Genomic DNA, 13,427 nt, shown 5'->3' with positions numbered 1-13,427 from the left:
ATCAGGGCCTTTCCCTTTGGGTTAAGGACACTCAATGAAACATCGCGAAGTGCGAGTCCTTGAAGTGTTCGATCTTTAATGAATGTTTCATGGCTAAGTACGGGAACTTCAGTCGGGAACAATTCGGTAATCGTATGCCCTGCCTTTTTAGCCCATGCGTAGCCGTCTCCGGTTGAACCGGTGTGGGGAACTGATTTCCCGCCGACTGCAATCACGACTGCATCCGTGTCAATGGTCTGGCCATCTTTTAACCGGACACCGCTGGTTTTTCCATGTTCATAGAGAACTTCCGCAACTGGAGAGTTCTTGTAGATCGTTACTTTTAAATTCGACAGGCGCGTCAGAAGGGCATCCACGACGCTTTGCGCTTTATCATTGACAGGAAACATCCGTCCATGGTCCTCTTCTTTTAGAGCGACACCCAATTTTTCAAAGAATTGAATAATGTCCTCATTATTGAACTCTGAGAAAGCACTGTATAGAAATCGCCCGTTTCCAGGGATATGCTGAATGATTTCATCGATTGAGAGCCTGTTCGTCACGTTGCAGCGTCCCCCGCCCGAGATTGCAAGTTTCCTTCCAAGCTTCTCGCCTTTATCCACTAACAATACATGGGCACCTTTTTCCCCGGCTGCTATTGCTGCCATCAATCCGGAAGGACCGCCGCCAATTACCACTACATCATATTTCAAATTGATCACCACTTTATCATTTTCAGTCCCTTCATTATATAGCAAGAGCCCGTCAGATTGCGAATGTAGAAAAAAAGGAATTATTTGTTTGTGTATTATCTTCGAAAACGATAAACTTGAATGTAGTTTTCTATAGAAAAAATACTTTAATATGATAAGATAAAGAGCGTGTGAAACGTAACTGACAGAGGCAGGAAGGGATTAGATGTCATCTAAGTTTTTAAAAGGGGCTTTTATATTAACGCTGGGAGCGATCATTTCCAAGATTCTTGGTTTATTTTATGTCATCCCATTTGAACATATGGTTGGGAATAAAGGGGCTACCCTCTATCAATATGGGTACGTTCCCTATACCATTTTCATTAGCTTTGCAACGGCAGGCATGCCGCTTGCAGTATCTAAATTCATCTCGAAGTATAATGCGCTCGAGGAATACGCAGTCGGTGAGAAGTTATTTAAATCGAGCCTGAAATTAATGGTAATCACCGGTTTTCTCGCTTTTTTGATTCTCTATACGATGGCCCCGCTGTTTACTGGAGTCTTTGGGGTCAAGCCGGAAGATGCCGCCGATGTCACGGAGATCATTAGGGCAGTCAGCTTCGCCTTGATTTTTGTACCGTTCATGAGCATCATCCGCGGCTTCTTTCAAGGGCATGAAGCGATGGAACCAACGGCCATTTCCCAGGTTGTCGAACAAATTGTCCGCATCGTGTTCCTTCTGGCCGGTGTGTATGTTGTTTTGAATGTCCTTGACGGAGAGTTAGTGAGAGCCATCCAAATGGCTACCTTCGCGGCGACGGTCGGGGCTGTCGGCGGTTTAGTGGTGTTATTTTGGTATTGGAAAAAACAAAAACCATATTTGGACAGCTTGATGAAGAAAGACAGGGGAACGATGGAAATTTCCCTGAAGGAGATTTATAAAGAAATATTCCTTTCGTCGATTCCTTTCATATTCGTCGGAATCGCGATGCCAATGTTTCAGTTGGCTGACTTATTGTCTTTCAATAAGGCGATGTCGTCGATCGGGCTGCAGCATGTTGCTGAGGATGCACTAGGGGTGTTGAATGTGTATGCCCAGAAGCTTGTCTTGATTCCGATGACGCTTGCAACCGGGTTTTCGATGGCGCTTCTTCCTTCGGTGACGAAGGCATATGTAAGCGAGGATTCAAACGAGTTCAACCGCCAGCTGAACCAAGCCTTTCAAATTTTGCTGTTCATTACGATTCCAGCAGTCGTTGGCATGTCTGTGCTGGCCGATCCAATCTATAGTGCCTTTTACAGCCATGATCCACTTGGAATCAGTGTCCTGAAGGCATATGCGCCCGTTTCCATCTTGTTTGCACTTTTTTCCGTTTCGGCAGCTGTATTACAAGGGATCAATCAGCAAAAATATACAGTGCTCAGCCTGCTTGTGGGCTTTTTAATCAAATTGAGCTTGAATATCCCATTGATCAAATTGTTTGAAACGGAAGGATCCGTTTACGCTACGGCATTCGGCTACTTGGCTGCCGTGCTGCTGAATTTGTATGTCATTACCTACTTTACTGGATATCGTTACAGCCTTACCATCAGGAGATCTGTTTTAATATCAGTTTTTTCAATAATAATGGGACTGGCTGCCTGGGGCATGAACATTTTACTATCGCTATGGCTTACAACGGAAGGGCGCTTCCAGGCGATTTTGATCGTGGCCGTTTGTGCAATTTTTGGAGCGCTCGTTTATGCGGCTCTTTCCTTGAAAAGCAAACTTGCCCATCGTTTGTTCGGTGCCCGGATCGATCGGTTAAAAGCTAAATTAGGATTGTAAGCTGGAAGTTTGATGTGTAAAAAAAAGGGTATTGAATGGTGAATCCCCGATTAAAATATATTGGCCTTGCCTGTCATTAAAGTGGGCAAGGCTTTTTACTGAAAAAGGCTTTAGGAGGAAACGATGAGAATAGATAAGATTTTATCCAATATTGGTTATGGCAGCAGGAAAGAAGTGAAAAAGCTCCTGAAATCCGGCGCCGTCAAGGTTAATGAAAGGCTGATTAAGGATCCGAAGGAACAAGTGGACCCTGATACGGAAAACGTGACGGTTCATGGTGAACGGGTTGAATACAGGGAATTCATTTATTTAATGATGAATAAACCGCCGGGCGTATTGTCGGCAACGGAAGATAACTACCAAGAAACGGTCATCGACATCTTGGAGCCGGAAGATTCGGTATTCGAGCCATTTCCTGTAGGCCGTCTTGATAAGGACACAGAAGGTTTATTGCTGATCACGAATGACGGAAAGCTTGCCCACCAACTGCTTTCCCCAAAGAAACATGTCCCTAAAACATATTTTGCGGTCATTGATGGCGAAGTAACGGAACGGGATATCGAGGCATTCCGCAACGGAGTGACCTTGGATGATGGATACGAAACAAAACCAGGAGAATTGAACATTTTAAAATCAGGCCTGACATCGGATATCGAGCTAACGATCATGGAAGGGAAGTTTCATCAGGTGAAGCGGATGTTTGAGGCCGTTGGCAAACGTGTCGTCTACCTAAAGCGTCTTTCCATGGGGAGTTTACAGCTTGATGAGGAACTCGAGCTTGGTGAATACCGTGAGTTGACGGCGGAGGAGCTTGAACAGTTAAAGGCGGGCCAACCGGCTGAATGATAGCTGGACACAAAAAATGAGGCGGACAATATTGTCCGCCTCAAAGTATTTTACATATCGATCTTGTTCGGGTGGTCGTTCTTTTTACGATGACATCTTCACCTTTTTACTTGTTGTCGTCCAAAGGCCTCGGCTTGGGCTTTGAACAAGGTCATTGTATGCTAAGACATTTAAATCGCGCTGCACAGTTCGAGGAGTGATGCCAAATTCTTCTACAAGCTCTTGAGTAGAAACCGTACCGTTATTGCTAATGAACATATAAACGGATTTAATACGGGTTAACATGCGATTTGTTGAAGGTTTCAAAAAATCACTCCTTATTCTTTTCATTGTTATTTTGAACAAATGAAAACAACCGATATGTCGGACAGCATTCCAGCTGTCACTATGTACTTGCTATACCCACCCTATAACTCCTCGGAAACATTAGAAAAAATAAGATGTCATTAGCTTCATTCTACCCCTTTGCAAAAGCAAATTCTAGGGGAAAATACTAATTGACTAAATATTACATTTATTATATCAAATTTTAACAAAATTATTCTCATTGCCTATACAAAATTAATAAAGAGCTGTTCCATTTGTTCATGCTCATATTTTGCCAATAAAGAATGCTTGCTATGCACACAATACAAACGTTGACTTTTAAAGCATATGCATGTTATTTTACTTAAAACGGTCTTTAAATCGTAATTATTACGCTTTATGTGTTGATGGAGGAATTGCTTGATGGCTTGCCGTTACGATGTCATAATGAGGTATCGGGCAGTATAGACTTTTCATACATATCCAAGAGGATTTAAATATAAACCAATTCGAGGTAGAGCCATATGAACGATAGATTAATGGAGTTTTTATTGCGCGACGAAGTAACCAGACTTTCTGGCGTCAAAAAACAAGTGTATGAATTCATCGTGAACGAAGAAGATTATCTTGCATCGAAGGCGGACACGGTCGATCAATTCATGAGATTGCTGGTCAAGCATTCCCCGCCCAGGCTTGCAGCCCGTCATTTCAATATGCCCTATGGGGAAATCATCCGTTTCATGAATGAAATAGAAGAAGAACTGAATGAGAGATTAGAGGAAAGATGCAAAAAAGTGAAGTGGATGGACTACACGGAAAAGGACCAGCAGGCATTTGAGGAATATCATAGGAAGTTATATCTTTTCGTAAATTAATCAATTGGATCATGAAAATGCCCCGGAATGAAAGGGCATTTTTTTTATTTGTCACGGGAATCCAGGACAATCATTATTTGAAATGGACCATAAGAGCAAGAATGAGGACGATTTGGAGCTGGGGTGATTGTTAGAATAGGGACAAATGAATTTTAGGAGCATCTATAATGACTAATATTAAGGAATTCAATGAATTACACTTTTCGAAGGACCTGTTGATATTGGGGAATGCCTGGGATCTAATATCGGCCTTAATTCTCGAGAAATCAGGATTCAAGGCGATTGGAACGACAAGCTGGGGAATTGCCAACTCCCTGGGGTATTCTGATGGCGAATTGATTGATTTTGAAAGACATTTAGGTATCATTAAACTAATTGCGGATAATGTGAAAATTCCCGTCACCGCGGACATTGAAGCAGGCTATGGTGAAACCGCAGACAAGATTGTCGATAATGTGTTAAGGACGGCAGACGCCGGTGTAGCCGGGATCAATATTGAGGATTCACTAAAAAAACAAAAAGGTCTTAGAGATATATATCAACACTGCAGCCTGCTATTAAAAATAAGGGAAGCGTTGGATTATAATGGGTATGAAGGTTTTTACATCAATGCCAGAACAGATACTTATTTTCAAAAAGAAAATCCTTTCCCGGAAACGGCAGAGCGGGCAAAGGCGTATGTGGAAAGTGGTGCCAGCGGAATATTCATCCCTGGATTAACGAACCATGATGAAATAAAAGAAATCACTTTGAATATAGGTGCTCCCCTTAATGTATTATCTTTGCCTGGATTGACGAATGGTAAGGAGCTTGAAGAATTAGGCGTAAAACGCCTCAGTTTCGGGAATGCCCTGTTCGATAAAGCCATTGAATTGTTAGAACGAGATACAGCACGAATAGTAGAGCTAAGTGACACCTCACATTTATATATGGGAAGTAAAACCTGAAAGGATGCGGAGTATAATGGCTGTTGCTATAAATCTTTCTTTTGAAGAAATGTGGGAGAAAATCATTGCTTGCGACCCTAAATATGACGGATTATTCTTTACCGCAGTAAAGACAACTAAAATATACTGCCGCCCTTCATGCAGGTCAAGGAAGCCGAAAAAAATAAATGTGAAATTCTATCATGACATCGATGAAGTCGAAAAGGCCGGTTTCCGTGCTTGCAAAAGATGCCAACCGGAAGTTGATGATTGCCCGAAGATGGGACTTGTAAGAGATATCATCGCTTTCTTGGTCAATCAGTATAATCAAAGAGTGGAATTAAAGGATATTGCCAATCATGTCGGTGTAAGTTCCTATTATCTGGAGCGGCTATTCAAAAAGGAAACATTAGAAACTCCCCGTTCCTATTTGGAAAAAATCAGAGTGGATAAAGCTTCATACCTTCTAACAAGCACAAGTCGAACGAATCTTGAGATTTGCCTTGAAGTCGGTTTCCAAAGCCCTTCAAACTTTTATAAAGTATTTCGCCGTTTGAAAAATTGTACTCCAAATGAATATCGCAACATGAAACTTAAGAATCGAGTGTAAGCCACATATACAGAAATGGAGGTCCTTATATGAGTGAATTATATAAACTAGATTATGAATCACCGATAGGAGTTATCGAGATATCAGGAACGAATGATGCCATCAGTTCCATAATGTTCGCTGAAAGGGATATAAAGATAAATATTATGCAAGAGCACACGCCTCAGGTTTTGGCGGAGTGCTTTAGTCAGCTTGATGAGTATTTCAAAGGTGAACGCAGGGAATTTACATTTCCTTATACACTTGAAGGGACCATCTTCCAAAAAAACGTGTGGAACGCATTAACGGGAATCCTATACGCTAACACGGGTTCCTATAAAGACATCGCCGTTTCAATCGGTAATGAAAAAGCCATTAGGGCAGTAGGGAGCGCTAACGGCAGAAATAAGTTAAGCATCGTGATTCCTTGTCATCGAATAATAGGTTCAAATGGGAAATTAACTGGTTATGCGGGTGGCTTGTGGAGAAAGGAATGGCTCCTTCAGCATGAAAGGAATTTTAATTGAGGTACTAGGCTCAACTTTATGGGAATCGCCCGGGCCACTCTCCATTGATGGAGGACACATTTTTTTATTTAGGAATGGTCTCATCCCGATGATTTAGTGAGGGTTTTTTTACCACATTTTTCAAACAAAACTTGGTTATCTTTCACGTATTTTTACTGTTTTATAGGATGAAAACTCTCTGAATTGAAGAAATTTGCGACACTCCTGCCGAAAAACTGGCTAGCCGAGACCCCACAGACGCTTGCGTCGAGGAGGCTTGGCAGACAGTCGGCGGAAAGGGAGCGGATTTCTGAAATCAGCGGCAACTTGAACCTAAAAAACGGAAACTATACTACTGTATAGTTTCCGTTTTTTTCTTTTTTTTAAGAAAGAATCAAATGTGTGCCGATCTCTTTAAACGAAGAGATGAAATCTTTAGGCAGATGATCGTCAGTAATGATGTAATCGATTTTATCCAGTGACGATATCCCGATGGTCACGTCTTTCCCGAACTTGGAGCTGTCAGCGGCAACATAGACTTCTTGGGATAAATCAATGATTTTTTTTCGTGTGTTCGCTTCTTCTAAATTATAGTCGGATATCCCTTTTTCAACGGTTATGCCGCTCGCACAAATGAATGCTTTTGAAATATTCAATTCACTGAAGTTGAATAAATAATCAAATGCAACGATGGATTGTTCATTTCTCCTGACTTTCCCGCCTATGATCAATATCTCGATATCGCTATGAATGAGCTCATTTACAACAGGGATCGAACTGGTTATTACGGTCAGTTTCTTTTTCTGTTTTATATATTTAGCGATTTGATAGGTTGTCGAACCACTATCGATATAAATGCAATCCCCATCGTCGATATACTCACTGCATTTTTGGGCGATGGATTCTTTTTCTTCTAATTGACTGAACATCCGTTCATCTATCGTCGATTCTCCAAACTTCGATTGAACCAGCTTAACGCCGCCATAGATCTTTTCAATTTTTCCTTGCCTTGTAAGAAGGTTTATATCCCTTCTGATGGTTTCGATGGAAACTTGCATTTCTTCAGTAAGTTCGGCAATCTTCATCACTTTCCTAATCGTTAATAACTCGATGATCTTCTTTTGCCTTTCAAGAGGAAGCATAAGTTACACCCGCCTATTCTTCATATCTATCTTCCTGATATTCAGTTTAAGTGTACTGTTTACTACAAACATATTCAACATATAGATGATAAAAATATCATTAGTTGGTCAAAAGTTAGTATTAATTTAGTAAAAATATGTTCAATGTTTACAGAGTATTTACAAAAATCCCACCTTCGGTTTACAAAGGGCTTTTATACTAAGGGTGTATTAAAGGAGGTGAACGGTTTGCTAAAACTACAAAATATTAGCAAGCAATTCGATGGAAAATTAGTTTTGGATCATATAAATCTTGAAATTAAAACGGGGGAGATCGTTTCACTATTAGGACCAAKTGGAAGCGGCAAAACTACTTTATTACATATAATTTTGGGCTTGACGGGTATCAATCATGGAAAAATCATTTTCAATGATACCGATTTGAGTAACGTGCCCATGAAAGACCGGGGATTTAATATCGTTTTCCAGGATTACGCTCTTTTCCCGCATTTGAATGCCTATGAAAATATCGTTTATGGATTGAGGAACAGGAAGGGATCCGTTTCCAAGGAAGAGCTTCAGGAATATATCGATTTCCTGGAATTAACGCCGCATTTGAAAAAAAGGATCAGCGAATTATCAGGGGGTCAGAAACAAAGGGTTTCAATCGCAAGGACTCTTGTAATGAAGCCGAAAATCCTATTGCTTGATGAGCCGCTGAGTGCTTTGGATGGTGTGATCAAGGAATCGATAAAGGAACGCATCAAATCCATTGCCCGCGAATTTAAGCTGACGACCATCATAGTGACTCATGACCCGGAAGAGGCTTTGACGATGTCGGATAAGATTTTGATCATTAATCAAGGGAATATTTCTCAATTTGGATCGCCGCAAGAAATCATCAATCAGCCAGCCAATGATTTTGTTAAGGAATTCATTCTTAAACAGCTGGAGATCAAGAGAAAAAATATTTATAACTTATTCGGTGAAAAGTATGCCTGATGTAAAACCGGCAATGAGAGTCATTTATATACCTATCTTACTGCTATTTGCCGCTTTTCTTTTCTTGCCGCTTGGCATGTTGTTCGTCCGTTCTTTTGAAACGGCAGATGGAATCAATCTCTCGAATTATCTAACAGTCCTTTCCAATGCAGAGCTGATGAAGTCATTTGGAAACAGTGTGAAAATCTCGGGACTCACAGCCGTCATTACAACTGTTTTAGCCTTTTTCCTGGCCTATTCCATCCATTGCACCCGATTATATAGGCCATTAAAAAGTGTAATTAAAACCGGGATCCTTATTCCGATGCTGCTTCCGACAATCACATTCGGTTTTGCGATCATCTACTCTTTCGGCAATCAAGGAATCATAACGAAGATTTTTGGAAGGAATCTCTTCGATATATATGGATTTAATGGATTATTGATAGGTTATGTAATCTATACATTGCCATCAGCTTTTCTTCTCATTAATAATTCCTTCAAGTACATGGATAAAAAGTTCATCATCGTTTCGAAATTAATGGGTGACGGAACGATAAGAAGTTTCTTGAATACGATCATACGGCCATTGTCAGGAACTTTAGGTGGAGCTTTTGTACTTTCCTTCATCTTGAGCTTTACCGACTTTGGGATACCGGCTTCGGTCGGCGGGACCTACTCCGTCGTTGCGACGCAACTGTATCAAGTCATGCTGGGTTCAATCCCTGATTTCAATAATGGCGCAGTGATTGCCATTCTCATGCTCATTCCGGTAGTGTTCAGTGTTTTCCTATTAAACTATCTGGAAAAACTTAATTTTCATTATGACAAGTTCAGCGATATTGAATTGACGCAGCACAAAGGGAGGGATATCTGTTTTGGAGGTATTTCGCTGCTGGTCTTAATAGGAATGTTTTCTGTATTTGCAGTCATGTTCATTGCACCATTTTTAACTAGTTTCCCTTACGATCTCTCGTTCACCTTAAAGCATTTTATCGACACATTCCAATCGAGCGATTTAACGGCAGTCTATAAAAACTCCTTATTCGTTGCCTTGATGACGGCCGTACTGGGAACGTTCGTCGCCTTTAGCTCGGCGGTCTTGAATGTCAGGACGCCCCTTAAAGGGAAATCATCAATGGATGTCATTTCGATGTTGACGAATACAGTACCGGGAATGGTGTTGGGTTTATCGTATTTGCTGCTGTTCAACGGCAGCAGCTGGAAGGGGACCTTTGCCATCATCATTCTATGTAACATGGTCCACTTCTTTACGACACCCTATTTAATGGCGAAGAACTCTTTATCCAAAATGAACCCTGGTTGGGAAACCACCGGGAATTTATTGGGGGATAGCTGGATCAGGACAATCTATCGTGTCATCCTGCCAAATTCGGCATCTACGGTGATCGAAATGTTCAGCTACTATTTCATCAATAGTATGGTGACGATCAGCGGAATCATCTTTTTGGTCACGGCCCAGACCACATTAGTGGCCAGCAAAATTAAAGAGCTTCAGCATTTTGCCAAATTCAATGAAATATTCATCCTGTCTTTACTTATCTTTTTTACAAACCTAATCGTGAAGCTGCTTTGTGATCATTTTCAAAAAAGACAATTCAAACATTAATGAGGGGGATATTATGTCTAAAACGTTGAAGATAGCCTTACTTTCTTTAGTTGCTTTAAGTTTGGTATTTGTATTGGTGGGCCGTAACAGCGGCAAAGCGGATGAGGAAAAGGTGGTCATTTATACGAATGGCGATGAAGAAGCCACTGCCGCAATGGAGACTTCCCTGAAAGATGCCGGATACGAAGGGAAATATGTCCTTCAATCATTAGGCACTTCTGAATTAGGAGGGAAACTGCTGGCAGAAGGAGATGAAATGGAGGCTGATGTCGTGACGATGAGTTCCTATTTCATCGAGAGCGCACAGGATCAGCACTCCATGTTCAAGGACCTGTCATTCAGTACAAAAGCATTGGAAAAAAACCCAGCCTATTATACACCGATTTTGGCAAATACCGGTTCCATTTTTGTGAATACGGAAGTGCTTAAACAAAAAGGCCTGCCGATGCCTACCTCGATTAAGGATTTAACTAAGCCGGAATATAAAGGGTTCGTTTCAATTCCTAATATCCTGGACTCTTCAACAGGGTGGCTGTTAGTTCAAGCAATAATCAGTCAATACGGTGACGCAGAGGGCAAAAAGGTTCTCCATGATTTAATAGCGAATAGCGGTCCGCATCTTGAGAGCTCAGGTTCAGGGCCAATCAATAAAGTTCAAGCAGGGGAAGTGGCTGCCGGTTTTGGTTTACGCTATCAAGCCGTGATGGCTAAAGAGTCGGGTTTACCGATCAAATTCGTCGATCCGGTTGAGGGGAATTTCTCTTACAAGGAATCCGTTGCTGTCGTGAATAAAGATAATGAAGCTAAAACAAGTTTAGCGATGAAAATGGCAGAAACGATCAGTAAAGATGCTAGAGAAGAATTGCTGAAACATTACCCGGTCGCACTTTATGAAGGTGAAAAGGTAACGGAAAAGAATAAACCGGCCCACCCTAAGAAATATAAGCAGCCCCTAACGGTCGAATTATTGAAACAACACCAAGAGTTCTTTAAATCAGCACAATGATATATACAGTGAGGAGTGAAGGAAAATGAATACCTATAAACTATTGACGCCTGGACCGCTGACCACTACAAGGACGGTAAAACAGGAAATGCTTGTTGACCGCTGCACGTGGGAAAATGATTATAAAGAAATCACACAAAAAATCAGATCCCAGCTTCTTGAATTGGCATGTGCTGCAAACGGAGAATATACGGCTGTACTTATGCAGGGAAGCGGCTCGTTTGTTGTAGAATCTGTGCTGACGACTGCACTTTCAAAATCCGATAAAGTGCTGATCATTACGAATGGCGCATATGGAAAACGGATTGTGAAAATGGCGGAGTGCATCGGTCTGAATCATGTTGAATATGGCGTTGAGTACAATGAATATCCAAAGGAAGCTGAAATCCGGAACATTTTACTGGCTGATCGTGACATCACACATATAGCGATGGTTCATTGTGAAACGACGACGGGGATTTTAAATCCGATAGAGATGGTTTCGAAGATATCAAACGAACTAGGGAAATCCTTGATCATTGATGCGATGAGCAGCTTTGGCGGAGTGGAGATGAATGTGCCTGAACTCGGAATTGATTATTTGATCAGCAGTGCGAATAAATGCATTCAAGGAATCCCTGGTTTTGGTTTCGTCATTGCAAAGCTTGAGAAATTGTTGGCTTGTGAAGGCAATGCCCGCAGTTTGTCCCTGGATTTATATGACCAGTGGAAAGAGATGGACAAGGATGGGAAATGGCGTTTCACATCTCCAACACATGTAGTGGCCGCGTTTGCTAAAGCGCTGGAAGAATTAACGGAAGAAGGCGGCATCCCAGCCAGATTCACGCGTTATAAAAATAATAATGATAGGCTGAGAGAGCTGATGGGGAAATTGGGCATCCATGTATACATCTCACCTGATAAACAATCGCCTATCATTACAACTTTTCTTTTTCCAACTGAAACATTTGATTTTGGGGACTTCTACAATTTCATCAAAGAGAGGGGCTATGTAATTTACCCCGGAAAGCTGACTGACATAGATACATTTCGGATCGGCAATATTGGCGAAATCCATGAAGAAGATATCGAGGAACTAGGCAGGATCGTAGAAAAATATATGAAAGTGGTGACAGTATGAATAAAGTAGAGGGAATCATTTTGGATTGGGCTGGAACAGCAGTGGATTTTGGATGTTTTGCACCAGTGAATGTTTTTGTGGATATTTTTAAGAATGCTGGACTGGACGTGACGATGGAGGAAGCCAGAGCTCCGATGGGCATGCTGAAAATCGACCATATTCGTGCGATGCTGACCATGCCAAGGATATCTTCGTTATGGGAGGAGCAATACGGAAGGCCATTCAATGAGGAAGACGTTGAAAAACTATATGCTGAATTCGAACCGGCGCTGATGATGTCATTGGCGGATTATACAGGTCCCATTCCAGGGGTTATCGAGACGGTGGAAGCATTAAGGAATCGCGGCCTGAAGATTGGGTCGACAACGGGATATACCGATACAATGATGGAGGTCGTCACAGCAAATGCTTTGAAAAAAGGGTATGGGCCCGATTTCCATGTAACCCCGGATGCAACCCATTCGATTGGAAGGCCATACCCTTACATGATCTATCGGAATATGGAAAAATTGAAATTAGCGGCATCATGGAAGGTAGTGAAGGTAGGCGATACCATTTCCGACATGCAAGAAGGAGTGAATGCTGGGGTATGGACGGTCGGAGTCATTGTCGGAAGCTCTGAGATGGGATTGAGTTTGGATGAGTATACAAGTTTGCCAGAAAGAGATAAACAAGATCTCATCTCTAAAACGGCAGATATCTTTTTGAAAAACGGGGCAGACTTCACCATCAAAACGATGGAGGAACTACCTGAACTCATAGATCATATCAATCTTCTTATATCGGACGGGAAAAGACCTAGTTCAAACTAGCATTCAGTGCGAAGAAAGTGCAGCGTCTTTCATCCTTGAGTAGGGATGAAGGATGGCTGCACTTTTTCACTTTTGGACTGGTTATTACCTCTATTCTCTTTATTCTTTTTACAATGTGAGGATAGACTTACGACATCAATCTTTTCATTAGATAACCATTCGATAGATTAATCCAGTAATGACCTGTAGTTCTCATACCGACAATAGTTT

General features: G+C 41.5%; 14 protein-coding genes. 11 read left to right on the top strand and 3 right to left on the bottom strand.

Annotated features, from left to right (window positions below; translation table 11 throughout):
- On the bottom strand, nt 1–692 hold a 692-nt coding region (locus AC1DVB_RS15250; RefSeq protein WP_477589835.1), incomplete at its 3' end, for an aminoacetone oxidase family FAD-binding enzyme.
- 205 nt (nt 693–897) lie between these two features.
- On the opposite strand from AC1DVB_RS15250, the gene AC1DVB_RS15245 reads away from it, so the two are divergent.
- Together AC1DVB_RS15245 and AC1DVB_RS15240 are read left to right on the top strand one after the other, a co-directional pair.
- Nucleotides 898–2,499, top strand: coding sequence for a putative polysaccharide biosynthesis protein (locus tag AC1DVB_RS15245; protein ID WP_057276776.1), 1,602 nt, complete (start codon nt 898–900; stop codon nt 2,497–2,499).
- Between the two features lie 123 nt (nt 2,500–2,622).
- Entirely contained in the window at nt 2,623–3,345 is a 723-nt protein-coding gene (locus tag AC1DVB_RS15240; RefSeq protein ID WP_034309348.1) for a pseudouridine synthase, read from the top strand.
- 84 nt (nt 3,346–3,429) lie between these two features.
- On the opposite strand, the gene AC1DVB_RS15235 is transcribed toward AC1DVB_RS15240, so the two are convergent.
- Nucleotides 3,430–3,651, bottom strand: a complete 222-nt coding sequence (locus tag AC1DVB_RS15235; protein ID WP_034309346.1) for a DeoR family transcriptional regulator — start codon at nt 3,649–3,651, stop codon at nt 3,430–3,432.
- 524 nt (nt 3,652–4,175) lie between these two features.
- On the opposite strand from AC1DVB_RS15235, the gene AC1DVB_RS15230 reads away from it, so the two are divergent.
- From AC1DVB_RS15230 to AC1DVB_RS15215, 4 genes are all read left to right on the top strand, one after another.
- Nucleotides 4,176–4,526 (top strand): hypothetical protein, encoded by a 351-nt coding sequence (locus tag AC1DVB_RS15230; protein ID WP_057276775.1) that lies wholly within the window; start codon nt 4,176–4,178, stop codon nt 4,524–4,526.
- Between the two features lie 167 nt (nt 4,527–4,693).
- On the top strand, nt 4,694–5,473 hold the full coding sequence (locus AC1DVB_RS15225; RefSeq protein ID WP_057276774.1) for an isocitrate lyase/PEP mutase family protein: 780 nt from the start codon (nt 4,694–4,696) through the stop codon (nt 5,471–5,473).
- A 16-nt stretch (nt 5,474–5,489) separates the two neighbouring features.
- Nucleotides 5,490–6,062, top strand: a complete 573-nt coding sequence (locus AC1DVB_RS15220) for a bifunctional transcriptional activator/DNA repair enzyme AdaA (RefSeq protein WP_477589831.1) — start codon at nt 5,490–5,492, stop codon at nt 6,060–6,062.
- A gap of 29 nt (nt 6,063–6,091) precedes the next feature.
- Nucleotides 6,092–6,568, top strand: coding sequence for a methylated-DNA--[protein]-cysteine S-methyltransferase (locus AC1DVB_RS15215; protein ID WP_057276772.1), 477 nt, complete (start codon nt 6,092–6,094; stop codon nt 6,566–6,568).
- Nucleotides 6,569–6,930: 362 nt separating this feature from the next.
- Here AC1DVB_RS15215 and AC1DVB_RS15210 read toward each other — a convergent pair whose 3' ends face one another.
- Nucleotides 6,931–7,689, bottom strand: coding sequence for a DeoR/GlpR family DNA-binding transcription regulator (locus AC1DVB_RS15210; RefSeq protein WP_095679186.1), 759 nt, complete (start codon nt 7,687–7,689; stop codon nt 6,931–6,933).
- A gap of 228 nt (nt 7,690–7,917) precedes the next feature.
- Between AC1DVB_RS15210 and AC1DVB_RS15205 the strand changes: the two genes are divergently transcribed.
- The 5 genes from AC1DVB_RS15205 to phnX are packed head-to-tail and all read left to right on the top strand — an operon-like array spanning nt 7,918 to nt 13,217.
- Nucleotides 7,918–8,670, top strand: a complete 753-nt coding sequence (locus tag AC1DVB_RS15205) for an ABC transporter ATP-binding protein (protein WP_477589828.1) — start codon at nt 7,918–7,920, stop codon at nt 8,668–8,670.
- Nucleotides 8,663–10,279, top strand: coding sequence for an ABC transporter permease subunit (locus AC1DVB_RS15200; RefSeq protein WP_239858624.1), 1,617 nt, complete (start codon nt 8,663–8,665; stop codon nt 10,277–10,279). Before AC1DVB_RS15205 ends, AC1DVB_RS15200 begins: the two co-directional genes overlap by 8 nt.
- Before the next feature lie 13 nt (nt 10,280–10,292).
- Nucleotides 10,293–11,285, top strand: a complete 993-nt coding sequence (locus tag AC1DVB_RS15195) for an extracellular solute-binding protein (RefSeq protein ID WP_477589826.1) — start codon at nt 10,293–10,295, stop codon at nt 11,283–11,285.
- 25 nt (nt 11,286–11,310) lie between these two features.
- Nucleotides 11,311–12,405, top strand: a complete 1,095-nt coding sequence (gene phnW / locus AC1DVB_RS15190; RefSeq protein WP_477589824.1) for a 2-aminoethylphosphonate--pyruvate transaminase — start codon at nt 11,311–11,313, stop codon at nt 12,403–12,405.
- Complete coding sequence (gene phnX / locus AC1DVB_RS15185; protein ID WP_477589822.1) at nt 12,402–13,217, top strand: phosphonoacetaldehyde hydrolase; 816 nt, start codon at nt 12,402–12,404, stop codon at nt 13,215–13,217. The genes phnW and phnX overlap by 4 nt, the downstream gene beginning before the upstream one ends.
- Nucleotides 13,218–13,427 lie beyond the last annotated feature (210 nt).

Source organism: Peribacillus sp. P4_D6 (assembly GCF_056401795.1).
Note: the sequence above shows the minus strand (reverse complement) of the source record. Positions and strands in the feature narration are given on the sequence as shown.